Genomic DNA, 24208 nt, shown 5'->3' on the forward strand with positions numbered 1-24208 from the left:
TCAGGGCTGCAGGTGGCCACCGCTCATCGCGGCAGTTGCCGACCTATGCAAAGCGCACACGGAAAAAGCTAATTTCCGGGACCAAGAAACGACGAGAGGAAAGAACAAAAGCAGCGTTTGTCGGAATAGCCGCGACCCTTCTGTCGGAAGGACGACCGCGAGAAACCCCTAAGCTATTGAAAAGCTTGGTGGGCGCACCAGGGCTCGAACCTGGGACCCGCTCATTAAGAGTTCAAAACCGGCGCCTCTCTACGATTTCTGAATCTGCGCCACACTACGATGAGGTCGAAGAAGACCTTTTATTTATAGGGGCTTGTCGCATAGCTTCGCAGTCCGGCGAACGCAGACCTTCAAACACCTCGGCTCGCCAAAACCGTTTGAAAACCGTTTTAGCAGTTCACGTCGCCCCCATGACTGATATTCGCATTGCGCTCAGCGACAAGGCCATCGCTCAGCTACCGACTCCTGAAGATGGTTGGTATCTGGCCCGCGACACCGAGCTGAAAGGCTTCTTCGTGGTCGTGGGAAAGCGGAAAATGACCTTCACCGTTCAAGGTGATCTTAGGCAACGAGGAAAGCGGACCTCATCCATTAGAGTGTCTATTGGAGATGCCAGCGAGTTAACGACCCGAGCGGCCCGCGCGATTGCCAAGGAATATCTTGCTCAAATCAGCAAAGGAAAGCACCCGAAAGCGAGGCAAGACGGAAGCGCCGAACAGGGCAATATCAACCGGGATGAAGCTGAAGCGAGCGTTACCCTGAAGCAGGCTTGGCAACGCTATCTGGAAGCCCACTTGATTCGAAAAGGCCATAGCGAAAAAACGATAAGCGGTTATCGGGATCACGTCGAACGTATCTTTTCCGAATGGCTTGACACCCCTCTGCTCGACCTCGCGAACGACCCCGGTCGCGTCGCCGAAAAGCATGATGAGCTTTCCAAGGAGAACGGTCCCTACATGGCGAATGGCAGCATGCGGACGCTGCGGGCCATTTACAATCATGCTCGGAAGACCAATCGATCGCTGCCGCGCGACAACCCCGCAGATGCAGTCGATTGGAATCAGGAAGAGCGCAGGAACACGGGTATGGGGACCGGCGATTTGAAAGGATGGTTTCTCGAGCTAGCCAATCTAGACAATCCAATCCGGCGCGAATTCCATCTTTTCACATTGCTGTGTGGGTCTAGGCCCACCGCATTGCAGCAGGCTAAGCCCGAACACATCAATTTTCGACGGCGAACGCTCCACATCCCTAAGCCCAAGGGAGGCAGCAAGCGAGCATTCGACATTCCGCTGTCTCGGGAAATGATCCTGAGCCTCATTCGAGTGCTTCGTTTCGGCAGGCAAATGCATCCGTCTAAGGCGCAAAAATGGTTATTTCCGGCTGAGAGCGCCTCAGGCTACTTAGCGGAAACAAAGGAAGATCGAGATATCCTGTCAAAATGGGGCAATGACCTTCGTCAAACATTTCGAACGGTTGCCGCCTCTGCCGGCGTATCCGAATTCGATGCCAAGCTCCTCATGAACCATTCTATCCCTGGTGTGAACGCAGGCTATGTCACTCGACACAAGCTGGTTGAAGACCACCTGCGCAGCCAACAACAAGCTATCAGTACCGTCGCGTTTTCCGCACTCGGGAAGTTGCGCGCAGAACAGGGAGCTCTGATCAATTGGCTAGGTCACCGGGCAAGCCGAAGAGTTGTGAGCCAATTCCGATCGAAGCCAACCGCTCCCGACGAGAAGCAAGAAAGAATTCCGCAGGCAGCCTGACCTCAGCCTGCCGGTCCGGGTTCCCAGAGACTTTTACCCAGGCGCACGTCGGGGGTTCGAGTCACTAGACCGCTACATAGCTAAACCCACTACCGTGGAGGCGCTGTTCTCTTACCGGAGGGCAGCTTAACTCCCGACCCCGCGCCTTGATAGCCCGCCAGAAGCCGCCGTTCTTACGCGGCCCACGCCACGCCAGTACGTCGACGTAAAATTCACGATTCCGACGGAGCCGCTGATTAAGAGACGTATGATTTCTCTGTAAGATCAATGGCCATTCCGACAAACGCCTCGTTGAACGTGCATTGAACCCACAATTGGATTTCCATTTGTCGGAACGGCCCGGCAGCAAATGCGCGCACCTCGCGAGAGCCTAAAAGATGAGGCGTCGGGGGTTCGAGTCAGGAGACCGCTACGGCCTTAACCCCAGACAACATATCCCAGCATTTCCAATACGCTGTTAAGAAGGAGGCCATCTTGAGCGGCAAAGAGATCAATCGACATTTCATCCAGGGTCTGAGTTTCCATATCCCTCAGGGAGATCCGGGTTTCCCAGAGGAACCCTGCGTAGTGATTGCAGGTGTGACCGAGCATGTTTTCGTACCGGCCAGCCGGCTGCTGTGGTTCGACTGGGAAATTGTGCTTCTGCTGGATGCAGCTGTTCAGCAAGCTGGCATCAAGCTGGAACGCGCCAAACGGCTAGATGCGATAAGGCCACAAATCTTGACGGTGACTCGAACCAGCGACGGCAAGGTGGCTGTCTTGGCCGATCATGGCCTGCCATCTCAGGAAGCGATTGAGCTCGAACCCGATGCCGCGGCCCAACTGGGTTCCCGCCTGATAGCCGTAGCGACTGAGTCGGAAGCTTCTTCGGTCAAGCACTAAGGGACGCGGAGCCCGGCTAGTTCCGCCAGATGGCGGATTAAGCGGCTATGGCCGGCGTCTGGTGGCTTCTACGGACCGCCCGCACTGGCCTACCCACGGCGGCCGAGAGGCGTTCGAAAAGCAGGGTGCATATCGCCGCCCGGGGCGATCATTCTGTCGCATATCTATCTGGCGGAGGACCTGCTGCTCCTCGCGCTGAATGACGATCTTGACGATACGTCCAAAGAGATCCTGTTCGGGCGGGATACGCTTGCGCGCCTGTATCCGAAAAAATCCCCTGGGAACGACCTGCAAACCTAGTTCGGCCGGCCCGAGTGCGCGGCTTGAATTTATTGACTGACACAACTGTTGCCGCAATAGTTACCAACAGTTTCCGTGTGCAGAGCAGGGCTGGGCCAATGAGCGGACCGGTGATCGGCATCGACCTCGGCGGCAGCAAGCTACGAATATGCACCGTATCGCCGTCCGGCGACTTCTGCGTCAAGTTCAGCGGAGCAACCAATCTGGAAACGTCGGGCGAGGACCTCGCCCGAGTGATCAACGACGTCGTTGGTCAGCTGTCGCATCGGCCGGCTGCGATTGGCATCGCCGTGCCGGAACTTGTCGAAAACGGCAGGATCGTCGCCTCCGACGTCTTGCCAAAACTATCCGGATGGAGTCCCGCCGCATCGGTTGCCTCGAAATGCCCGATAGCCGTGCTGAACGACGCCGAAGCGGCACTAGTAGAAGTCGCGACCACTCTCCCACAAGGATCTACCGCGGCGATGGTGATGGTTGGCACCGGAATCGGCGTCGCTCTCCAGATCGAGGGACGTATTTATCGTGGAGCGCGAGGCTGGGCCGGCGAGCTCGGCAGCGTTCCGACGTCGCCAGAGGGACCGCTTGTCACGCTCGACAGCATCGCGGCCGGAGGGCCACTGCTTCGGGCACTCGGAATTGAAACCGTCAGCACTCCGTTCGGGCCCGATGTTGTTACCCAGTCCGACCGGATCAAGATCGAGCTCGCCGGTGGAGCACTCGGCTTCGGTCTGGCTGTGCTGATCAACGTGCTTAACCCGGACCGGATCATCCTGGGCGGGGGCACATTCCGCTTTCCAGGATACCTCGACGGCGCGCTCAAAGCCACGAAGAGTCGTACGCTCCCTCCGCTGTGGGACGCATGCGTTATTGAAATGGCGAACGAAAGTGAAGCACTCGTTGCGCGAGGGGCGGCCAGACAGGCATACAGCCTTCTTCGACGCGGCTGCCTGCGACCTACAGCGACGCCACGTTTCACAAAATCGCGTACGGCACGATGACCGCCGGGGACCTTTCGTCGAAACAGGCTGGGCCAGCTCGCACGCAACTTGACGCGGCCACCTGCCGGCAGTTTACAACCGGTCGCATATCTATTATACTACAACCTGTCGTTTCATCAAATCATTCGCTCTCAATGGAGGCGTTCGATGGCGAATAAGATCGGAATGAACGATTTGGCCGAACTCTACGCCAAGGCGGCCAAAGAGAGACACGAAAATCTCCAGATGCTCGTTATCGAATCCGCGCAGCAGCTTAGCGCCGCCGAAGGCGCGGAAGCTTTCGTAGCCGAGGCAAAAACTTTCATCGACGGCGAGGTTGCCGTCGGAGAGGCTGCTGCGGTCGAGGCCGGCGAAGCTGCCGCCGCCGAAGCGTTGGCCATCGAGGCCGGCGACTTGAAGGCCGCCGAAACAGCGGGCGCTGAGGCGAGTGAATTTTCGTTTGCCGAGTCGGTCGCCATTGAGGCCGCAGAAGCCGTTGGAGCCGAAGCTGCCATCGCGGAAGCGACTTTTGCGGAGGCTTCGGAAGCGACTGAAGCGATCAGCTCTTTCCTCAAGAAAATCTAGACTGCGCTGCATGATGGGTGGCCTCTCCCAGCCGAATTGCCGGAGCTGTGCCCGCCGGACTACTCTCACGGTGCTTGAGTGAGCGACGGTCAATGCTCTTCTATTTCGAACTTTCGTGACGCGCTTTTGCGCGACACGTTTCGATGGTGTGTTGAGCACTCCGCATTCTACCGCAGGAGATTCTCAGCCATTTCCCAATTCGGCGGCCTCTGCGATCTGCAGCGGCTGCCGATCTTGCGTCGGGACGAGATTGTCGCCGAGCACTCCGACTTCCTTTGCGATGCCGGCCCACCTGCCTATGTGCAGTATACGACAGGCACAACCGGTACGTTCCTTCCACTCTTTCGCAGCTACGCGGAAGCAGCATTTATCAGTGAGTTCTACAATGCGCGTGCCATGGAGAATCCGGCGCTTACGCGCTCCAAGCGCCCGCTTCACTTGACGTTGACCAGCGCCTATCATGGCGCAGGAACTCCGATTCCGGGCGTTGCGTATGTTCTTAGCGCAGGGGTGTATGATCGCACCCAGGCGGTTCAGGCAAGGAACCTGCTCGAGAGCACGTATCGGTTTCCTGGGGTTGAGGAACGTGTCTCCGCCATCGTCGGCGGCGATATTCTGATCCGCGCACTGACGGCCTTCCTGATGGACGAAGGCATCGATCCCTCGTGTTTCTCGGTCAAGACGCTGATATTGACGGGCGGATATACTTCGGCCCGCACTAAGTTGTTGCTCGGCGGCCTGTGGAACGCGACGGTGATTGATCGCTACAGCTTGCCGGAGATATTCGGAGGCGCAGTCCAGGCCTATCCCGGCGGTCCCTGGGTCTTCGACGTGGAGACCATACCGGAATTGATAAATCCGGAGACGCTCGAGCCGGTCGCTGCGGGAATTGGTGTACTGGTGCTCACGAGCCTGTTCCCGTTTTCACAGATGATGCCGATGGTCCGATACTACACGGGCGATCTCGCCGAGATCGTCGCGGGAACGAGCGCCAGCGACGATTTTGCGATGCGCCTGCTCGGCCGGGAGAGGCGGTCAGCAATCGAGACCAGGTGCGGCACCGTGAGTCCGCTGGTGCTCTCCGCAGATCTGCACGATGTCCTTGAATCCCTTCCCGACGTCGCTGCGACGCCACGCTTCGCAGGCCTTGCATCGGACGCGGCGATGGAGTTTGCAGGCAAGCTCCATTATAGTTTGGATGTTCATAAGGATGGCCACGGCCTCATCGACAAGATCCGCATCGATGTCGGCCTGCGATATGCGCCCTGGCTCCACAAGGAACGCGCGGATCTCATTGCGACCCAGATCAGGGATACGCTTTACGGCAAATCGCCCCGGTTGCGCGCGAGAGTCCTGACCGACGAGCTCGAATTCACCGTCAATCTCCTGCATGGCGATAGAGTCGCTCCTTTCTCAATGAAATAGGTCCACCCCTCATGCCGCGGATGCATCTCATTCGACACGCCGGGTATGAGGGCTATTGCCCAAATCCGGCCCGCTACATCGGACGAACGGACCCCCCGCTATCTGCAGAAGGCCGCATGCAAGCTGTGCAACTCGGACAATCCGTGCCTGAACTCCAGGACGTGCAGGTCTTCGCGAGTGCGGCACGGCGGGCCAGTGAGACCGCCGCGCTGGCGTTTCCCCGGGCCAACATCCGGATGACCAGCAATGCAATGGAAATCGACTACGGAAGGATCGAAGGCCTTAGCGTGCTAGAAGCCGCGCGTCTCTATCCGGAATTGTGCTCGCCCGCTCCGGGGCGCAACAGCGTGCTGGATTTCAGATCCGTCGGCGGCGAAGCGATCAGCGATCTGTTCGTCCGCGTCAGGCAAGTGGCCGCCGACGCGGAGCTATTCGACGAGGTGGTCCTTGTCAGCCACGCCATCTTTCTTTCAGCGATGCGCCACCATCTGCTCGGTGGCATGGCCACAGACATCGCGTTCGGCTTCTGCGCCCTGGTAACACTCGAACAGGGGGTGTGAATGACCTAGCGTACGCCAGCTGCGTCCATAATCGCCATAAAGTCGCTGTAGCCCAGGCTCATCCGGCGCAGTCTGCCAATTGCGATTACGCCCATCCCCATGCTGCCCGACCAATCCTCATGCCACCACGCTTCACGACAGAGGAGAGAGCGTGTGGTCCATTCCAGCCACGTTTCGTCGCAGGTTCCAGCCCCATTGAAGCAGCACATATGGTCCTGCGACATAATTTCGTCAGAGATTTGGACGACGATTTTAAGTAGTATAAGTATGACAGGTGTAGTTTAGATCGAAAAGAGGCGGTGCCGATGAGTAACCCTGACGCCGACGATGTGCAGCGAGTGGTTCAGGAACTTGACAGTCGCATCGACTGGGCACGAGGCCGATCCCTGGAGTTTGTCGCCGATCTTCTTGACATGGCGCGCTTGGAGCTCCTGTCCCACCAATACAGGATCGACGAGGACGAGCTTAGCAGCCTCTCATTCCTAATTGAGAGCCAGCAGATACAGCTAAACACCGAAATGAAAGGGAGACGGCGGAACGCAAGGGCTTCCATGAGGCGGCGAAGCAAGGCATCGCAGCCTTCTATCTATTCGCAAGCCGCTCGCAAAGATCGACAATGAGATTCTGATCCGACGCGTTCAACTTCGAGAACTGTTTGAGCAGTTTAATAGCCCGTGAACTCGTGATGAATTGCTGAACTCCCTGCGCATCGCCCGCGCGGCCGATTACAAAACTGTCAGGGCCATAGAGGCTCACCATGGGAATCCGAAGGGCCCCCGCAATATCCCGAAGCCTTCCGGCGCTCAGCCGGTTAGCGCCTTTCTCGTACTTCTGCAATTGTTGAAAGGTTATACCCAGCCGTCCCGCGAGTTCTTCCTGCGACAGTCCGCGAGAGAGCCGTTGCGCGCGAATCCGCTCCCCGATCTCGGCGTCGAACGGGGTACTCCGGCTTTTGGTAGGGCGAATAGCTGTCCGCATTGGCGCAATGACCCTGCCGGGCCTCTGAACGAATCATTTTGAGCAATAAACAATAATCATATTGTGGCTTTTGGCCAAAGCACTTGCACGTGTGTGCCGTACTCTGTTCACAAGGCGGGTCGCCTCAACCCCTGAATTCGGGCCAGCCGTTCAGCTGGTAATTCCGCCGTCGACGACAATCGTCTGTCCGGTAATGAATTGCGCGTTGTCGGACAATAAAAATCTCACGACCGGGGTGACGTCCTCGACCTTGCCAAGCCTTCCGAGAGGCGTGCGGCGTTCGATCTGAGTTCGCTGCGTAGGCGACAATGGCCGGGACATCTCGGTCGTAAGGTAGCCCGGAGCAATCGAATTGACGGTGATCAGTCTCCTTCCGACTTCGCGCGCCAGAGATCTGGTAGCGCCGTCCAGCCCAGCCTTCGTCGCAGAGTACGCGGCCAGTCCTGAATAGCCGCGAGAGCCAATGATGGAAGATATATTGATCAGCCTGCCTCCCGACCGCTCGCGCAGTAGCGTGCGTAGCATGAGCCGCGCGAGGCGCAGTGCACCAACCAGGTTGACGCCGACAACCCTCTCGATCTCGATTGCTGGAAACGTCGCGAGCACACCTTCAACGGCTATGCCGGCGTTATTGATCAACGCGTAAGGCCGCGCGTCGGTTGTCCAATTGGTGAACTGCGCCACGGTGGAGGCTTCGGACTCGGCGTCACCGATCTCGCATGCGAACCAGGCAAAACGTGCGGGAGTGAATCGCCGCTCCAGATCCTCCAACTCGCGCGAGCGTCGCCTGCTGCAAGTGCCAACGACATATCCGCACTCCAGTAGGTCCCGCACGATGCCTAATCCGAGACCGCGGCTCCCGCCGGTCACAAGGACCATCTTTCCGGATGTTTGCATTCAACGCCTCTCCAGCTTCCCCGCCTCGGTCCTGTGCAGCGACTCCACTATCCGAAAGCGCCTCGGAATCTTGTACCGGTCGAATCGCGCGCCAAGAGCCGAAAGCGCGTTAGTTTTAAACGAGGTGGGATCGGTGTTCCCGTCCAGAACGACATCGGCGGCCACCACGAAGCCAGTCACCGGATTTGGCAATCCGTAGACGATGACATCGACCACCCCGGGCATCGCCACTAAGCTGTGCTCAAGTTCTTCCGGACTGACCTTGGCTCCTCCCACGTTGATGATCGCGTCGGCGCGGCCCTCGAAGACGATCCTGTCGCCGTTCACCTTGACCTTGTCGCCGGTGGAGAAATATCCGTCTTGGTCGAACCGATCGCGATCGCCTCTTCCGTTGGCGTATCCTGTCATAAGGTGCTTGCTTCTGACACAGAGACACCCTTGTCGTATCGCAAGCTGGAATCCGAGGTCATCCCTGTGCAGCCACTCCGCCGGCAATCCGGCCAGGCCGTCCTCGACGTGAGCCAGCGGCCCAGTCTCGGTGCTCGCATACACGTGCTTCATCTTCGCGTGGGGAAACTTCTTCCTGAGCAGATCAAGTATGGCCTGATCAACGATCTCTCCTCCCAACGTGATATAGCGAATAGGCAAGGACGACGCTCTGTTGCCCATGGTCAGGAGAAAGTTCCGCCAAAAGCTCGGTGTTCCGCTGACCACGGTGGGCGGATATTCGAGAGCTAGCTTCGCCAGCCTCTCCATACCAGGAGACGCTAGGCCGCAAATCTCACCTCCGGCGGATGCAGCCGACAGCAAAACCTGAAGCCCGGCAAAGGACGCGCCATGAAAAGTCAGCAGAAACCGTTGTCCGACCAGCGAGGCCGTTCGTACCGCGGTCGATTCAATCATTGAGCTCAGTGCATGGCGCGCCCATTTCGGAGGCCCTGTGGTACCAGAGGTCGGGATCAGCATCGATGGTTCCCGCGAGCCCGTCGCCCGGTCAGTCTGCATAATCGATCCGTCGGGCGCTACGAAAGCCTCCACGGCGAGCTCGCGGAGAGTCAGGTCGGAGGCTCGCTCGTTTCGCAGCAGCACGACCTCGCATCCCGCTGACAAGGCCGCGCCCAGGGACGTGGTTACCGCGCTCAAGTTTCTTCCATCGAGTGCAATCCGCCCAATTCCAGCCTCGATCAGCCGAGCAGCCAGTACGTCGCTCCTCTCGATCAGCTCGAGCCTAGAATGCAGCGAACCGTCGACGTTCACCGCGAAGCCGCGCTGAAATAGCGCATGGCCTGTGTTCTGCTGATTAGGCTTCGACATAAAAGCCCGCCAGTTCGCCCAGGCTGCTGAACTCCCGGAAGCCGCTCTTGAAAGGATCGATGCCTGTTTCGGCTTCAATCGCGATAATGACAGTCGCAAGGTCGAGAGAATCCAGACCGAAATCACCAGCCATTAGATCCGTCGAGGCATCCAGTTCCGGCGGCCGAAGGCCCTTGGCGTGGACCACATCGATCACCGAGCGCTTGATGATGGTAACGACCGCATCAAACGTCATGCCATTCCTCCGACACCAAGTTGATCCTCTTCCCGAAGTTCTGCCCGCCCCCGCAGCCACGCGAGAATCGGAACGACATGCTCTTCGGATCTTAGATGCGGGAAGTGACCACAATCGGCCAAGGTGATGCTTGCGCACAGTGGATTCATGGCTCTCATCTCCGTGATAGTCTCCGCCCTCACGAACCGCGATCGCTCTCCCCGCACTATCAATGCAGGACATTGCACGCGCGCCCATACTGCCCAGAGCTCAAGGTCGCACACCTCTCGCCCAATATATTGTTGCGCAATCCCGGCATCGAACGCCAGCCGGTACCCCCCATCGGACCAGCCATCGAGACTGTCCAAGGTGAATTGCCGCCATTGTTCCGGCGAGAGGCGCCCGACCTCCCGAAAAGCGATCTTGAAGTAGGTCTCGGCGCGGCCGAGGTCGGTGAACTTGATCTCTGTGGCAAGCCTCTCGTTGAAGCCTACAAAGTTCTCTTTAGGAACGAACGCCCCAATATCGTTGAGAACGAGAGCCGCGATAGGGGATGGACTCTGTGCCGCTAGCGTCATGCCGACGATCCCTCCCAGCGAGGTGCCAAGAAAGGCGACTTTTTCGAGCCCAAGACGTGAAAGAAGGTTCACGATGCAGTTGATATGAAGGTCCAGACCGCCGGCCTGATACTGTGTCTTTGACGACAAACGATCGCTGGCCCCGACGCCGAGCAGGCTCACGCTCACTACTCGAAAGCTGTCCCTGGCCTTGAGAGCAAGATACCGGAAGTCACGATGATTTCGCGCCACGCCCGGGACGCAGATCAGAGTCGGCTTCCCGGCTGCCGGCTGCGGATCGGTATCCGTGTAGATGATCGTCCGCAGGCCGTCGGGCGTCCAGCAGCGCAGGGAATACTCTGTATCCGGTTCGACAGCGCTATTCGCGCCCTTCTTCAACACGTTCGGCCTCGTCACGCCTCACCTATCTGAAGTTCCTGCCGCGACCCAGCGAAGGACCGTTGCGCCGACGACATGCGACGACCATCCCACAAGGAGAAAACAATCACCTTCCTCCGCTTCGTTTGCGTCAACATAATCATGTAGCCCAATCAAACCGTCGCATGCGAACACATGGCCGAACCGCGGGAGCCCATCCCGATACACGACCGGCAAGGTCACTCCTGCAGCCTCGGCGATCAGTTGGAGTGAACCTTGGTTGGTATTACCTGCGAATACCTCGCGGATCTCTCCAGCCGAGACACCGCTGCGCTCAAGCACCGACTTGAGCGTACTGCAGACATTCCTGTAGCTCCGAGCGACTGAATTCGGATTGGCCGCCGATGCAGCCGCTAGCGCCACGTCGGTCGTCGTAGCGTTGACGACCACTTCGAAGGGGCCCCTATCTGAGGATACGACGCAAGCGACGGCTCCATCGCTGAACAGCGTCGCCTGGCCAAACCGTTCTCTGACGTCGTTCGCCTGGCCGAAGACAATCACCAGGACGTTCTTGATAGTCTCATCGGCCAGAAGGCACGACGCCAGCTGCAAGGCGCCGCTGGCCACGCTACAAGCCTGCATTCCAAGCCCAAATATCCTCGCGGGCCCAAATCCCAAGGAGGAGAGCCCAGCCACCAGATCGGTATCCTGGGCGAGCGTAGATGAGGCGCTCGAATTCGCCATGACGATTGCCCCGACTTGTGATGGCCGGATTGCACAACGCCGCAACGTCCCCTCTGCTGCACTCACGCAGATCTCGCGGAGCGACCGCGTATTGATGCAGATGGAACGGAAACCGCGCGCCTTCCAGGCAGACCTTTCCTGATCGGCCAAGTCGGGCAATTCGTCGAGCGACCTGATTTCGCCGACTTTGTAGGCGAGGCCGGTCAGGTAACTTGGGCTCATGTCGCTCCTGACTCGGACCAACTGGCCCACTCTCCGAAAAGATCGTCACCGATCGGGTGCATCAACAGCGCGCTCGCCGTGCTCAACAGAATCCGATCGTTATGGATCATCAGAGGAGCCGACAGAATATCGCGTAGGTGCCGGTTGATACTATAGACGCTGTCGTTCCGGTATCCTGCCAGCCCGCAGATCTCGAGCGCAGCACCGACGACCGAAGTCGCCGTTTGCGAAATGTTGACCTTCAAGCCATTCATGAGAATCGCGAAGCCACCTGAGGCGTGAGAGCCCCGCTCGCTCGCAAGTGCGTAGCGCTTAAGCGCCGTTTCGAGCTCAGAATTAATGAGCCCCAGGTCACCGATGGCTCTGGCCAGCAGCACTGCCCCTGGCGAGGTCTCGTTCGGCTTCTTCTTCGCCTCCGACTTCACAAATGATCTGGCTCGCTCTAGCGCGTCCGTTGCGATTCCGAACCAGACACTTCCCCACAATACGTGTGCCAGAGGCATCCCCGATTTCGCGAGCAACTCACCATAACGACCGGGAAGTATTTGTTCTTCCGCACCCGACGCGTGCAGTTGAAATCCGCGGCTACAGGTGCCTCTCATTCCCAGCGTGTCCCAATTGGACAGCGGCTCCAGCGAATAGCTATCTCGGGTCACAACGACGGCGACTTGGTCAGACGGCGCCGATGTCGAGGTGCGTCGAGCAGTAACCAGTATAGCGTCGGCGTATTCGCCGTATGATATGACCGGCGCATTCTTGGCCAAGATGAACCGGCCGTCCTGGTACTCAAGGCCGCAAATGCTTCTTCGAATATCACCCCCCACGCCGCCCTCCGTGGTCGCCGAAGCGAACAGCAACTGCTCTTCGGCCACGCGGCGCAGCAATGCCAGATGCCATTTCGATTGCGAGGCATGAGCCACGAGTGATGCCACCACGAGTTGATGCATCGCATACACCATGGCGGTTGATGCGCAGGTCCGCCCCAATATCCGACAAACTGTCGCGACCTCGGATATCGAAGCCTCGTAACCATCCAAACTCGCTGGAACAAGTACGCTGAGGAGGCGCTGCTGTTTCAGCACCTCCATGGCCTCAGAGGGGAAGCGTGCGTTTCGATCGACATCATCCGCGAACCTTGCAGCGACCTCCGCTGCGGCGAGCGCGCGCCGCCTGATTGCGTCGAGCCGAGGAGTGTCGGTCGCTGCATCAGCATCCATCATCGAAATCTCCGTTTGGTGATTGCACTCTAGGCGAATAGTTGATAAATTACAACCATAAAGTGGAGTCGGCAAAATACGGAATACCGCTCATGGACAAGCATCAGGTGTCGGCGATCGTCTGGTCGGAGATCAAGCGATGCGCGAACCCCGAACTCGCGCGGTCAGTGGTCGAAGCCGATGCGCAAATGCCGTTGGACCTGCTTGGCATCGACTCGACAGCTCTCATCCATCTCTTCCTCGCGTTGGAAGAGAAGCTGCATATCAACCTTGAGGATTTGGCGATAGGCCGGCCAGCAACGATCGGCGACGTCATCGAGATCGGCGAAGCAGCCGTTAGAAAGGCGTCTGGCCTGCGATAGAGTCCGGGAAGACTGCGAGATCGCTATTCTACAGTCAGGGACTTCGCCAAGTTTCTGGGCTTGTCGACATCTGTCTGACGCAAACAGGCGATGTGATACGCTAGCAGTTGGAGTGGGATCGTATGCAGGATCGCCGCCAGCGGACCGCGCTGGAGAGGAACCGGCAGGATGCGCAGGTCATCATCCGACTCCAGACTAAGATCGCTATCAACCAACAGATAGACGAAACCGCGCCGTGCCCGAACCTCCTGCAGATTTGAGTACAACTTCTCGAAAAGTTCATCATTCGGCGCCGTCGCTACGATCGGAACCTCTGGCGTCACGAGAGCGAGCGGTCCGTGCTTTAGCTCACCGGCCGGATATGCATCGGCGTGAATGTAGGAGACTTCCTTCATCTTGAGTGCTCCCTCCATCGCCACGGCATAGTGAATGCCGCGGCCCAGAAAGAGAACGTGCTCGCGACGCTGGAGAGCCTGTGCCCACGATATGATTGTCGGCTCCAAAGCCAATGCGGCGGATACCTTGTCGGGCAGCCCTTGCAACTGGGTGAGATGGTCTCGTTCCATCTCCTCGGAAAGTCTGCCTTGCGCACGGCCAATCGCCAGAGTCAACGCGAATAGAGCCGCAAGTTGGCAGGTGAAGGCCTTGGTCGAGGCAACACCGACTTCTAGGCCTGCCCGGGTTAACAGGTGTCGATCTGATTCCCTGACGAGGGCGCTCGTACCTACGTTGCAGATCGCGATTGACCGCGTCATTCCTAGTCGCTTGGCGTGCCGAAGAGCCGTGAGAGTGTCTATTGTTTCACCAGACTGCGAGACAGTTACGACGAGGCGGTTAGGGCCGGGTACGCTCACACGGTACTTGTACTCGCTTGCGATCTCGGCGTTCGCAACGATCCCGCAGTGTGTCTCGATCCACTGGGCAGCTATTTTTGCAGCATGGAAACTCGTCCCGCAGGCCAATAACAGGACGCTGTCGACGTCCCCAAAATCCCACTCGCCGCGTTGCGCGGTGACAAGATCGGCCTGTACTCCGTCGATCGTGTCAGCCAACGCGTTCGGTTGCTCAAATATCTCCTTCTGCATGAAGTGCTGGAACGGCCCGAGTTCCGGCGTCGACACGCTTGACGAAACTGCAAACCAGTGGCGCTCGACCGCTTTGCCTTCGGCGGAGAGGATAAAGACATCGTCACGCGAGAACGCAAATACATCTCCTTCCTCCAGATAAGCCGCCTCGCCCGCCACGCCTGCGAGCGCCAAGACGTCGGAGGCCACCAGATAACCGCTCTTACCTGCCGCGCGTCCAACCAGCAGGGGCGAGCCGGCACGCGCGCCTACGACCCGATCAGGATCACGCGAGGACATCACCGCGATCGCAAATGAGCCTCGCATCGAGGCGATCGCTTCGCGCACCGCACTCAGCAGATCGCCCCGGTAAAGATCGGCGACCAGATGAGCAATCACTTCGGTGTCCGTTTCCGAAGCAAATGAAACGCCCGACGCGATCAGGCGCGCACGCAACTCGATGTAGTTCTCGATGATTCCGTTGTGCACTACCGAGATAAGCGGTTCACCAGCGGTAGGCGAGAAATGCGGGTGCGCGTTCGCGATAGTCGGACGACCATGCGATGCCCACCGGACATGAGCAAGCCCGGATCGGCTCTTCAGATCGCGGGCATTCTCGGCGAGATCCTTAACGCGCGAGATACTTCGCAGGCGCCGCAGTCCGGATTCGCCGCTTATCGACAGACCGCAAGAGTCGTAGCCGCGATATTCAAGCCGGAGCAATCCCTGCAGCAGGGTCGGTACGATGTTGGAGTCAACTATGCCACCTACAATGCCACACATCTCAAGGCTCACTGGGCGGAGATTTGAAGGAGATGCTCCGCCATTAGTCGGGGAGTGCCATTTTCGTAGACTGCCATTGGAGAAATGCGATACCCAAAGTCTCCCTTGAGCCGCGCCACGACGCGCATAGCCCCGATCGATGTTCCGCCAAGTTCGAAGAAGTTGTGATCCAAGTGTACGGACCTAATCGGGAGTTCTTCCTCCCACAAGCGCACGAGCAGAGTTTGCAGGTCCAGGAGCGAATGTTGCATTCACAGGACTCTCGAAAGCGAGATCAATCAACGTACTCTAGCATCTTTAGAGCGTTTCGATCAAGCTTGCCACTGGCAGTTGTTGGAAGGCAGTTGACGGCGACGAAGCGGGACGGGATCATGTAGGGCGGCAGAAACTCGCGTGAAGCCTTTCGCAGGTCGTCGCTGGTGCGAGATCGTTCCCCCTCGATAACGGCATAGGCAATTAACCATTGCGCGCCTGCGGCGTCGCTCACCGCGACTACGGCGACCTGTCGAATCGTCTCCAGCCGCGCGAGGGCAGCCTCGACTTCAGCGATCTCGACACGATAGCCGCCAATCTTGACCTGCTGATCGGCACGGCCCGCAAAAGCCAGCGCGCCATCCGGCAACCAACGTCCCATGTCTCCGCTTCTGTAGAGCCGGTCGCCCTTCCCGAATGGATTGGGAACAAAGCGTGCGGCGGTCAGATCCCCCCGCCCAAGATAGCCTCGCGCGAGCCCGACTCCACCGATATAGATCTCGCCGATGACCCCAACTGGTACGGGCTCCATGTTCTCGTCGAGCACATACACCTGTAAATTCTGCATCGGCCTGCCGATTGTCACAGCGCCCGCCTGATATCGGTGATAGGCACACCCGGTGGTGACCTCGGTCGGACCATAGCCGTGATAGAACTCGCAGCGAGCCGCCCAGTACGAGGCCAAATCCTCGGCGCATGCTTCTGCACCGGTGGTCAGGATCCGCAGATCCGGCAGATCCACGCCATCAAGAAACTGCAGCGCCGAGGATGTCAGCGATGCCACGTTGATTCTCGAACGCGACATGAAAGCGGCAAGCTCGAACGCAGAGAAGTTGTCTTTCGTGACGTGGAGCGACGCCCCGAACGGAAGAGCCATGGCGATTTCCCAGACGGAAAAATCGAAACTCATGCTGTGATAGAGTAGGGCACGATCGCCTGCCCTGACATCGAAGCCCTTTTGGACAACCCCCACAAGGTTACTGAGCCCCCGGTGGCAGATCAAAACGCCCTTCGGCTTCCCTGTCGATCCGGACGTGTAGATGACATAGGCAAGATTATCAGAATCTAGCTCAACGTGCGGTGCGTCATTGGGCCTGCGCGAAAGCTGCTCCTGCTCCTCATCCAGGACAAGAAGAGGAACCGAGGCGTTCCGAAACAACGAAGCGTGCTCCACTTTCGTGACCACGATTTGGGGACGGGCGTCGCGAACGATGAAGCCGAGCCGGTCGCGCGGATAAGCCGGATCCAACGGCAAATAAGCACCACCTGCTTTCATGATGGCGAGCAGGACCACGAGAAGATCGACAGAGCGTTTCAAGCACATTCCCACGACGGCTTCGGGCCCGACGCCCAGCTCGATCAGTCGGTGAGACAATTGATTGCTGCGCGTTTCCAGCTCACTGTAGCTCAGCACCACGTGCTCGCAGACGACCGCCGGAAGATCAGGTGTGCGCCGAGCTTGTGCGGAGACGAGTCGATGAAACGGCTCTTTCGGGTACGGACACGCGGTATTGTTCCAGTCCGAGATCGCGCGCCGCCGCTCGGCCGCGTCGAGTAGCGGCAACGAACTTACGACTTGAGAAGGGTTTCGGGACCACGCGGAGGCAAGCGTTTCCAGATGATGCATCCAGCGTCCGACCGTTGCCATCGACAGCATATCCGGCCGAAACGCAAACTGGAGCATGATACGTTCTTCGACACACTCCATCCGCACGCCCAACGCAAAGTTGGCCTGGGTCATTCGAACGTCTAGACAGGTGTCGGCCGCAGAGCAGTAAAGGATGTCATTGTCGCTCGCTGGGCAAGGTGCCAGGTCCCCAGCCTCGATCTTCCGGGCCAAAGTCTGAACCGTGTCGCTTGCACCGATCCTGACCGCGCCAACCCGTCCATGTCCGAGTGCAATCGAGACGAACCTCTCACCGCTCAATCGGAACGCCAACACGACGAGCAATGCCGCAAACAGGGGCGCGAGATTCAAATCCAGCTCCGCCGCGCAGCTACGGATCTCTCGCCCCGCAGTTGCACCGAAAACCGCTTCCATCGTGTCAATCTGCGTGCTTCCGGTCATAGTCCGATCGAAGGGAAGAGCCACCATTGACGACCTCCTAGAACAAAACGTTCGAAGAACCGCAATCCATCTTCTTGGAAAGACACGCCGGCTTGAGATCGGTCCACCTCAAACGAACCTGCGCCAGGCACTCGTCCAGCGACGCGGCCTTGCTCGTCGGCTGCCATCCGTTTGGCAGCGCAAGCTCCTCCGGCCAGACTGAGTATTGTTCGGCCGAATTGCGAACGATCAGATAACCTCTTGGGATGTCTGGCATGATCCTGGACCTCGCGTGGCTTGTGGACTCAGTCGCCCGTGCCGCCGTCGTGCGACCGTTCCAATTTCGAAATTGGCGGTACCACTCCCATCATGATGCCGGCCACGAGCAGTCCTGGAATCGAGCAGAGAGCCCAGAGATAATTTGGACCGAGCGCGGAATAGATCGTGGTGCCGGCGGCGGGACCTACCGACCAAGCCAGCGCAGCCGAAGAATAGTAAGTCGTGAGATAAGTCCCTCGCCTCGCTTGGGGCGACGCCGCGACGGCAAGGGTCAGGGCAGCCGGGTGCACGACCATCTGGCCGGCTGACGAGACGATAACGACGACTGCTGACCAGACGACTCCGGAACCGAACATACTCAACGAGTAGGCCGAGCACATGAGGACGGCACCGAGTGCAACCAGAATGCGCTTGTCGAACCCCATCAATGACGTGGTCACCGGTAAAATGAAAATCGCGAGCGTAAGACAGCCAAGAGCGAGCACGAGGCCAAACTGCGCGGGAGAGATGCCGTAGATAGAAGTCGTGAAAAGGGGAAAGGTGGAGATCGACTGCGAGCGAACGATTTCTACGAGAAACAGCGCAAGACAGATCGCCAAGAATATTGGATTCCCCAACGGCGAGCTGCCGTGTGCCGACTTGGGGCCAGCTGGAGCGCCGTCCTTCAATCCCACCCGCGTTGCAAGCCCCGCGAAAATGCATAGTGCTGCAACATTCAGAATCGCGTCTGCCAGAAAAATATACTTGGACGCATTCGCGTAAACGACACCGCCAGCAAGCAAAGCCATTCCCGAGCTCAAATTCCACACCAAATTCCCTAGTGCATACGCCCTGGGGCGATCAGCAGGCTCGGTTGCCGAGGTAAGGCAGCCCTGAAAGGCGGGCCTGAAAACGGCTGTGAGCGCTCCGCACACGAAGAACACAAGGCCGAACTGCGCGATGGTGGATGTCTGCCCCAACAGAACAAAGCAGATCGCCTCCAACCCGCATGCGACCACGATGACGGCCAAGTTTCCAAACCGATCAATCGCGTATCCGGCGGCGGGAAACGAGATCAGCGTGCCCGCAGCATTCGCAGCGACAATCCAGCCGATCTCCCCGATCGACGCGCCCAACTCATCCCTAAGGTAGAGTCCCGCGAACGGCACTACGAACATCGCCAAGTATTTCAGGAGAGCCGCAAATGCGAGGATCCAGATCCTTGCGGGCAAATCCGCTCCGACGAATCGAGCAACCGTCAGTTTCATTGTCTGTCCGTTCCTCTAGTGGCGGATCACGCAACGAAGACATTCGCCACGTCTCATCAGTTCGAAACCGCGTCCTATGTCATCAATGGGAAGCTCGTGCGTTATCAGCGGATCGATCTGCAGCCGTCCGTCGGCGTACCAATCGACGATTGTGGGTATGTCCTTGCGGCCATGCATCTCGCCGAACGTCGTTCCCCGCAGACAACGGCCGTCGAGCATATCGGGCGGAAAGGAAAGCTCCTGTCCCTTCCGAGCAAGTCCGACAATCGTGCAGCGGCCCCAGGCAAAATGGCAGCTCTCAAGTGCAAGTCGCATCACACTCGTGCACCCGATGCATTCGAAACTATGATCGACCCCGTCCTTTGCAATCCTGTAGACAGACTCCAGCACATCCCGGCCGTCGCCGCTGACCGCAATGAAGTCCGTGACACCGAGACGCCTCGCCATCGCCTGGCGATCCCGATTGGTATCCAGCCCGATGATCGTCCCCGCCCCTGCCAGCCGCGCGCCCTGCACGACATTGAGGCCAACGCCCCCAAGCCCGAAAACGGCAACGCTCGCGCCGGACTTGACATTCGCGGCCCGGAGAACCGCGCCCAATCCCGTGGCGACCGCGCAGCCAATGCAGCACACGCGATGAAGCGGGACGTCCTTTCTAATCCTGGCCACAGCCGCTTCGGCGACGACGGTGTGGCTCGAGAACGTGGAAATTCCCATGTAATGATACACCGGCTTACCCGCTATCGAGAATCGTGTGGTGCCGTCAGGCATCAGCCCACGTTTCTTCTGCTCACGGCCAAAAAGGCAAAGGTTCGTCCGTCCGTCGAGGCAGAACGCGCAGCCGCCGCAGGCATGCTTGTGAAGCAATATGACGTGGTCGCCGGGCTCGACGGCCGTCACGCCCGCACCAACCTTTCGCACGACCCCGGCTCCCTCGTGTCCGAGGATGACTGGAAAAGTCACCTCGGCAAGATCACCGGACAAGGCAAGATCGTCCGTATGACAGATGCCGCTGGCGCAAACTTCTATAAGGCACTCTCCGGCTCGGGGTTCATCCAGGTCGACCGCCAGGACTTCAATCTTGTTGGGGGCAACCGCCACCGCCGCCTTTACCTTCATCTCGGCCCCCGTGACCAATCGCTTAGCGAAGCAGGCGCAGACGTATCCATCGCCCCGGCTTCCCGCTCGATCAACAGCCGGATCTGCATTGCGAAATCCGGAAGGTATGAATTTTCGTAAAGCAGAGAGATCGGAACGGAGATGCCGAACCGCTTGGATATCCGGGTGCTCAAATGGGCGGCCGTCAAGGAGTGTCCACCGAGATCGAAGAAATCGGCCTTCGCGCCGACCGCTCTGCCGAAACGTTCTGACCAGATCTTCGCCAATTCGCTCTCAAGGGGGTCGGCCGTTGCATCCGCGTTTTCCCCAAGCGCAATCGCACACAGGGCGGATTGATCGATCTTTCCGTTCGCGTTCAACGGCAGGCGCTCGACCTCGAATATCCGTTCCGGTCTCATGTGCTGAGGGACGACTTCGCGCAGATGCGCGACGACCTGCTGTGCCGAGCACAGTGCATCGAGCACCAAGGCGCAGGCCAATTGCACATCGTCGCCTGCATCCTGGACGGGAAAGACGAATGCATTGCGTACGCCCGCGCAACAGAGGATCGCCGCACGCACCTCCTCCGGTTCGACGCGATGCCCCCTGATCTTGACCTGGTCGTCGGCTCGTCCCACTAGCTGAACGTCGCCTCCGGGTAGGTATTTGCCGAGATCACCGGTTCGATACATCAGATCGAGAGGATCCCGGGTAAACGGGTTCCGCTGGAATCTCCTCGAGGTCTCGTCTGGCTCATTCAGATAGCCAAACGAGAGATAGGGGGTTCTCACGCACACCTCGCCGACCTCGTCCTCTGGCAGCAACTCCCCATCACTGCCCAAGATCAGGAGCTGGACATCGCGAATTCCGCATCCTACAGGAACATGGCCCGTCACCGGCAGCGCTTCCCCGACCTCGTCCACGTCGAACCAAGCAACCGCTTGCGGGGTCTCGGTGGCACCGAAGAAGTTCACGATCTGCGTGTTCGGCGCCAGTCGCTTGAGGCTTCCTATGGTCTGCCAACGGCACTTGTCCCCGCCGAGGAAGATGCGCCGCAACTGCACCAGGGATGCCTCCTGGCCTGCCTCCGCGACAAGATCCGCAAGGTGGGGTGTGGTGTGCCATACCGTAATTGCTTGTTCGGCTATCCACCTGTGCAGTGCTATCGGCGAACTCTTACAGTCCTGCTCCGGAATCCAGATGCTCGCTCCGGCTCGAAGCGCCGGAAAAATGTCTCGCAGCAACGGATCGTAGCCGATGCCGGACAGAAGCGGAAAGCGGTCGTCCGGCGTTACGGGAAATTGCTCAAGATACCAGGAAAAGAAGTGCGAGAGTGCGGCACCGCCTCCGAGCACGGCTTTCGGCTTGCCGGTCGAACCCGACGTGAACGCAACATAGCTTGCGGCGTCCGAGGCCGCGTGTGGCAACGGCGGAGGCGCCGTTCCATCCTCGTAGCTCTCCTCGCAACGCCTCATCCGTACCTGATCGTTCACGGCTTCGATGATGAGAACGGACCGCGCCGTTCGACACATCTCTCGCTGCCGTTGTTCCGGCAATGCAGGATCGATCAGCACAAACACGGCCCGCGTCCTGAGCACCGCCAATAGTGCCGCGACGAGTGCCGCGGAATGGCCGCAGCATATCGCGACGACCGAGCCCGGCGTCAGCTTGAATCCGGCGAGCAACTCGCTGGAAATTGCGTCTATCCAGTCGTTGAGCTCGTCGTACGTCAAGCGGCGCGTGCCGGCCACAATCGCACAACGCGATTTGTGGTGACGCATCGCCGCTTCGGCGAATTCGTAGGGCGCGGGCAGAACCAGTCGTTCCAGTGCAGCCGCCGGATCGGGCCTCATTGGACAGCTCCCAACAACTCGCAGTCTGGCTCTGGCCGACTGTCCCTCGGGGTCTGCACTTGCCCGAGATAGAGCTTCCCGACGCGGTGGCTGAGTTCGAGTGCCGACTCCATGCGATTGCGCTCGATCGAGATCATCATGTAGAAGCGACTAGCCTGGGATGTGCTCAGCAATCCGCCGCTGCCGTGCAATTGCATCGTGACCTGACCGGTATCCCGCGCAACGACGCTGGCGAGCAGCAGGGACTGCAACGCCAGACGCTCAAGCTCTTCTCCGGGCGGCTCGCTCGCGGCGCGATGAACTAGAAGGCGCGCTGCGCTTATGCGCGCAGCCAACGATGCGAGACGGAACGCAACCGATTGCTGGTCGACCAACGGGCGTCCGAACAGGTGACGTGCATTGGCGTGTGCTGCGGCGTGCTCGAGCGCACCGGCACTCAAACCTACCAGATATCCAGCTTGCCGGATTTGCACACGAGCGGACCTTTCGGCCGAATTGCGGAACACGCCGATCCGAGCGAGCTCGGCATTCTCGAGGGTGACGTGCCCGTAGCCGCTCCCCCACGCGTCGTGCACGGCGGCAACCTCGAACCCCGTCATTCCGCTGCTGGCGATATGGAGCGAAGTACCCTGCTTGGTGTGGTGCCGCACCAGCACCCGAGCAGCCACTGGACAACGCTGATGCATCGCAAAACCGTTCAGGCGGCACACGGGATGGCGGTCCCCATTCGTCGGACAGGAGGAAGCTGCCTCCAGGTCAACGACGCCAACAGGCTCGTCGTGCTGCAAGAGCAAGGCAAGCTCGCGCCGGGTCCCCTGGTCCGCCGCGCACATGAGAGAGTCGACGAACTCCATAAAGGGCGTCGAACAGGCCAGCCGGCCGAGCTCTTCAACGACGTGGATGATCGCCGGCTCGCCCAGGTCCAAGCCGCCAGAGTCCAATGGCAGCGCAAAGGAGAAAGCATCGATCGAGTTCAGCACGCGCCAGACCTCGGCGACGCCACCCTTGGTCGCGGCGACGAGCGATCTTCGAATTGCCGCCCGGAACGATAGATCGGACTTGTCAAATCCCGGCTTCATGTCGATGCGCCCCCCTCGGGTCTCACCAGATGACTGCGAGCAATCGTCTCCAACATGGCCTCCGACACGCCGGCCGAGATCGTGAGCCCCGGCGCCTCTCGATGGGCCGCGTCCAACATCCTGTGGCTGCCCAAACGGCCTGGCGGACAAAGCTCACTACCAAGCCAACCGATTCTCTGAGCAAGCTCGCTGTTGTAGAGCTTCGCCATGGCGTTCATTGTCTCGTCGCAATCGCCGTCGTCCATCCGACTGAGAATGTCCCAACACATCAGTTGCGCAGCTTCCAGTTCCGCGCTGGCCAGTCCTATCTCCGCTGCTCCCAGATGCGCCGCCGCACCCGCGCATGTCGCGATCTCCTTCAGCCAGCGCCGGGCGCGCACCATGTAATCGGTACCGGTTCGCTCGAATGCGAGCGCCGCCAGCATCGTGCCCCAGGCAGTTCCCTCGTCGCCGATGACACACTCTCCTGTTGCACGAGCGTCGTCGAGAACGACATCGTGAAACGGCTCATCGGCCAGCGAAGGGAGGCGGTGGACGGCAATGCCGGGCTCGGCGAGCGACAGGAGAAACAGTGTGAGGCCCTGGTGGCCCGTCGCACTATCCTGGGTGCGTGCGAGGCAGAGCCCATAGTCGGCGAACCCCGCTCTGAGACTGTAGCGTTTCCTGCCCGAGATTCGGAAGCTTCCGTCCTCCATGCGCTTGGCTGTGGTCCTGATGGCCGCAAGATCGGTTCCCGTTTCGGGCTCGGTAAAGAGAACGCAGGCAAACATCTGGCCGCTGGCGATCCGCCGGGCCAGCGATTTCTTTTGCCTCGCAGTGCCCGATGCGAGAAGGATGGAGCCAACCACCTGGACCGACAGCAGGTGCAACGTGTCGGGCACGTTCGCCAAGCCCATCTCCTCGATCACGATGCCGGCATATATCTGTCCAAGTCCCAGTCCGCCGAATTCGATCGGCCAGTTCACTGCAAGCAGTCCGGCCTCCCCCAAGGCGCGATACAACGGACGTGGATCGGCTTGGTGTCCATTTGCGACGTCGATCAACTCTGCAATGTCCGGGCGCAACAGCGTAGACCTGACATGCTGTCGAAAGGAGTCCTCTTGAGCGCTGAAGGAAAATTGCATC

At 59.2% G+C, this 24208-nt stretch carries 22 protein-coding genes; 7 read left to right on the plus strand and 15 right to left on the minus strand.

The features are described 5' to 3' along the window. Positions 1-410 precede the first annotated feature (410 nt). From IVB31_RS25820 to IVB31_RS25845, 6 genes are all read left to right on the plus strand, one after another. A complete protein-coding gene (locus IVB31_RS25820) occupies positions 411-1769 on the plus strand; it encodes an integrase arm-type DNA-binding domain-containing protein (RefSeq protein WP_247329454.1) in 1359 nt (452 codons plus the stop codon). Positions 1770-2243: 474 nt separating this feature from the next. After that, entirely contained in the window at positions 2244-2651 is a 408-nt protein-coding gene (locus IVB31_RS25825) for a hypothetical protein (RefSeq protein WP_247329457.1), read from the plus strand. 398 nt (positions 2652-3049) lie between these two features. Then, positions 3050-3949 (plus strand): ROK family protein, encoded by a 900-nt coding sequence (locus tag IVB31_RS25830; RefSeq protein WP_247329459.1) that lies wholly within the window; start codon positions 3050-3052, stop codon positions 3947-3949. Positions 3950-4096: 147 nt separating this feature from the next. Continuing rightward, on the plus strand, positions 4097-4513 hold the full coding sequence (locus tag IVB31_RS25835; protein WP_247329461.1) for a hypothetical protein: 417 nt from the start codon (positions 4097-4099) through the stop codon (positions 4511-4513). A gap of 78 nt (positions 4514-4591) precedes the next feature. Then, positions 4592-5938: a hypothetical protein gene (locus tag IVB31_RS25840; RefSeq protein WP_247329463.1), complete on the plus strand. Its 1347-nt coding sequence runs from the start codon at positions 4592-4594 to the stop codon at positions 5936-5938. Between the two features lie 20 nt (positions 5939-5958). Continuing rightward, a complete protein-coding gene (locus IVB31_RS25845; RefSeq protein ID WP_247330558.1) occupies positions 5959-6498 on the plus strand; it encodes a histidine phosphatase family protein in 540 nt (179 codons plus the stop codon). 582 nt (positions 6499-7080) lie between these two features. On the opposite strand, the gene IVB31_RS25850 is transcribed toward IVB31_RS25845, so the two are convergent. From IVB31_RS25850 to IVB31_RS25880, 7 genes are all read right to left on the minus strand, one after another. Next, positions 7081-7476, minus strand: a complete 396-nt coding sequence (locus IVB31_RS25850; RefSeq protein ID WP_247329465.1) for a helix-turn-helix transcriptional regulator — start codon at positions 7474-7476, stop codon at positions 7081-7083. A 150-nt stretch (positions 7477-7626) separates the two neighbouring features. Beyond that, entirely contained in the window at positions 7627-8373 is a 747-nt protein-coding gene (locus IVB31_RS25855) for an SDR family oxidoreductase (protein WP_247329467.1), read from the minus strand. Next, a complete protein-coding gene (locus IVB31_RS25860) occupies positions 8374-9687 on the minus strand; it encodes a class I adenylate-forming enzyme family protein (protein WP_247329469.1) in 1314 nt (437 codons plus the stop codon). Further along, on the minus strand, positions 9674-9922 hold the full coding sequence (locus IVB31_RS25865; RefSeq protein ID WP_247329473.1) for an acyl carrier protein: 249 nt from the start codon (positions 9920-9922) through the stop codon (positions 9674-9676). The genes IVB31_RS25860 and IVB31_RS25865 overlap by 14 nt, the downstream gene beginning before the upstream one ends. Further along, a complete protein-coding gene (locus tag IVB31_RS25870) occupies positions 9919-10860 on the minus strand; it encodes an alpha/beta hydrolase (RefSeq protein ID WP_247329476.1) in 942 nt (313 codons plus the stop codon). The genes IVB31_RS25865 and IVB31_RS25870 overlap by 4 nt, the downstream gene beginning before the upstream one ends. An 18-nt stretch (positions 10861-10878) precedes the next feature. Next, positions 10879-11802, minus strand: a complete 924-nt coding sequence (locus IVB31_RS25875) for a 3-oxoacyl-[acyl-carrier-protein] synthase III C-terminal domain-containing protein (protein ID WP_247329480.1) — start codon at positions 11800-11802, stop codon at positions 10879-10881. Beyond that, complete coding sequence (locus IVB31_RS25880; RefSeq protein WP_247329483.1) at positions 11799-13022, minus strand: acyl-CoA dehydrogenase family protein; 1224 nt, start codon at positions 13020-13022, stop codon at positions 11799-11801. Before IVB31_RS25880 ends, IVB31_RS25875 begins: the two co-directional genes overlap by 4 nt. A gap of 89 nt (positions 13023-13111) precedes the next feature. Between IVB31_RS25880 and IVB31_RS25885 the strand changes: the two genes are divergently transcribed. Next, the gene (locus IVB31_RS25885; protein WP_247329485.1) at positions 13112-13381 is read left to right on the plus strand and encodes a phosphopantetheine-binding protein; all 270 of its coding nucleotides are present in this window, start codon (positions 13112-13114) and stop codon (positions 13379-13381) included. A 23-nt stretch (positions 13382-13404) separates the two neighbouring features. On the opposite strand, the gene glmS is transcribed toward IVB31_RS25885, so the two are convergent. The 8 genes from glmS to IVB31_RS25925 form a co-directional block, all read right to left on the minus strand. Next, a complete protein-coding gene (glmS, locus tag IVB31_RS25890) occupies positions 13405-15228 on the minus strand; it encodes a glutamine--fructose-6-phosphate transaminase (isomerizing) (protein WP_247329487.1) in 1824 nt (607 codons plus the stop codon). Positions 15229-15502: 274 nt separating this feature from the next. Then, positions 15503-17575 (minus strand): amino acid adenylation domain-containing protein, encoded by a 2073-nt coding sequence (locus IVB31_RS25895; protein ID WP_247329489.1) that lies wholly within the window; start codon positions 17573-17575, stop codon positions 15503-15505. A 10-nt stretch (positions 17576-17585) separates the two neighbouring features. Continuing rightward, positions 17586-17804, minus strand: coding sequence for an MbtH family NRPS accessory protein (locus IVB31_RS25900; protein ID WP_247329491.1), 219 nt, complete (start codon positions 17802-17804; stop codon positions 17586-17588). Between the two features lie 28 nt (positions 17805-17832). After that, positions 17833-19053, minus strand: coding sequence for an MFS transporter (locus tag IVB31_RS25905; protein WP_247329493.1), 1221 nt, complete (start codon positions 19051-19053; stop codon positions 17833-17835). A gap of 15 nt (positions 19054-19068) precedes the next feature. Beyond that, complete coding sequence (locus IVB31_RS25910; RefSeq protein ID WP_247329495.1) at positions 19069-20172, minus strand: zinc-binding dehydrogenase; 1104 nt, start codon at positions 20170-20172, stop codon at positions 19069-19071. Continuing rightward, positions 20169-22004, minus strand: a complete 1836-nt coding sequence (locus tag IVB31_RS25915; protein WP_247329497.1) for a non-ribosomal peptide synthetase — start codon at positions 22002-22004, stop codon at positions 20169-20171. The genes IVB31_RS25910 and IVB31_RS25915 overlap by 4 nt, the downstream gene beginning before the upstream one ends. After that, positions 22001-23083, minus strand: a complete 1083-nt coding sequence (locus tag IVB31_RS25920) for an acyl-CoA dehydrogenase family protein (RefSeq protein ID WP_247329499.1) — start codon at positions 23081-23083, stop codon at positions 22001-22003. The genes IVB31_RS25915 and IVB31_RS25920 overlap by 4 nt, the downstream gene beginning before the upstream one ends. Continuing rightward, entirely contained in the window at positions 23080-24207 is a 1128-nt protein-coding gene (locus IVB31_RS25925) for an acyl-CoA dehydrogenase family protein (RefSeq protein WP_247329502.1), read from the minus strand. The genes IVB31_RS25920 and IVB31_RS25925 overlap by 4 nt, the downstream gene beginning before the upstream one ends. Position 24208: the final 1 nt, after the last annotated feature.

This window comes from Bradyrhizobium sp. 21, assembly GCF_023073335.1.
GTDB lineage: Bacteria > Pseudomonadota > Alphaproteobacteria > Rhizobiales > Xanthobacteraceae > Bradyrhizobium.

Excerpts from the sequence above, each read along its gene's own strand:
- IVB31_RS25885 (WP_247329485.1), top strand. The coding sequence starts at position 13,112 with ATGGACAAGCATCAGGTGTCGGCGATCGTCTGGTCGGAGATCAAGCGA.
- IVB31_RS25865 (WP_247329473.1), bottom strand. The coding sequence starts at position 9,922 with ATGACGTTTGATGCGGTCGTTACCATCATCAAGCGCTCGGTGATCGAT.
- IVB31_RS25910 (WP_247329495.1), bottom strand. The coding sequence starts at position 20,172 with ATGAAGGTAAAGGCGGCGGTGGCGGTTGCCCCCAACAAGATTGAAGTC.
- IVB31_RS25850 (WP_247329465.1), bottom strand. The coding sequence starts at position 7,476 with ATGCGGACAGCTATTCGCCCTACCAAAAGCCGGAGTACCCCGTTCGAC.
- IVB31_RS25855 (WP_247329467.1), bottom strand. The coding sequence starts at position 8,373 with ATGCAAACATCCGGAAAGATGGTCCTTGTGACCGGCGGGAGCCGCGGT.
- IVB31_RS25860 (WP_247329469.1), bottom strand. The coding sequence starts at position 9,687 with ATGTCGAAGCCTAATCAGCAGAACACAGGCCATGCGCTATTTCAGCGC.
- IVB31_RS25830 (WP_247329459.1), top strand. The coding sequence starts at position 3,050 with ATGAGCGGACCGGTGATCGGCATCGACCTCGGCGGCAGCAAGCTACGA.
- IVB31_RS25920 (WP_247329499.1), bottom strand. The coding sequence starts at position 23,083 with ATGAAGCCGGGATTTGACAAGTCCGATCTATCGTTCCGGGCGGCAATT.
- IVB31_RS25905 (WP_247329493.1), bottom strand. The coding sequence starts at position 19,053 with ATGAAACTGACGGTTGCTCGATTCGTCGGAGCGGATTTGCCCGCAAGG.
- IVB31_RS25895 (WP_247329489.1), bottom strand. The coding sequence starts at position 17,575 with ATGGTGGCTCTTCCCTTCGATCGGACTATGACCGGAAGCACGCAGATT.
- glmS (WP_247329487.1), bottom strand. The coding sequence starts at position 15,228 with ATGTGTGGCATTGTAGGTGGCATAGTTGACTCCAACATCGTACCGACC.
- IVB31_RS25900 (WP_247329491.1), bottom strand. The coding sequence starts at position 17,804 with ATGCCAGACATCCCAAGAGGTTATCTGATCGTTCGCAATTCGGCCGAA.
- IVB31_RS25835 (WP_247329461.1), top strand. The coding sequence starts at position 4,097 with ATGGCGAATAAGATCGGAATGAACGATTTGGCCGAACTCTACGCCAAG.
- IVB31_RS25880 (WP_247329483.1), bottom strand. The coding sequence starts at position 13,022 with ATGATGGATGCTGATGCAGCGACCGACACTCCTCGGCTCGACGCAATC.
- IVB31_RS25875 (WP_247329480.1), bottom strand. The coding sequence starts at position 11,802 with ATGAGCCCAAGTTACCTGACCGGCCTCGCCTACAAAGTCGGCGAAATC.
- IVB31_RS25820 (WP_247329454.1), top strand. The coding sequence starts at position 411 with ATGACTGATATTCGCATTGCGCTCAGCGACAAGGCCATCGCTCAGCTA.
- IVB31_RS25845 (WP_247330558.1), top strand. The coding sequence starts at position 5,959 with ATGCATCTCATTCGACACGCCGGGTATGAGGGCTATTGCCCAAATCCG.
- IVB31_RS25925 (WP_247329502.1), bottom strand. The coding sequence starts at position 24,207 with ATGCAATTTTCCTTCAGCGCTCAAGAGGACTCCTTTCGACAGCATGTC.
- IVB31_RS25915 (WP_247329497.1), bottom strand. The coding sequence starts at position 22,004 with ATGAGGCCCGATCCGGCGGCTGCACTGGAACGACTGGTTCTGCCCGCG.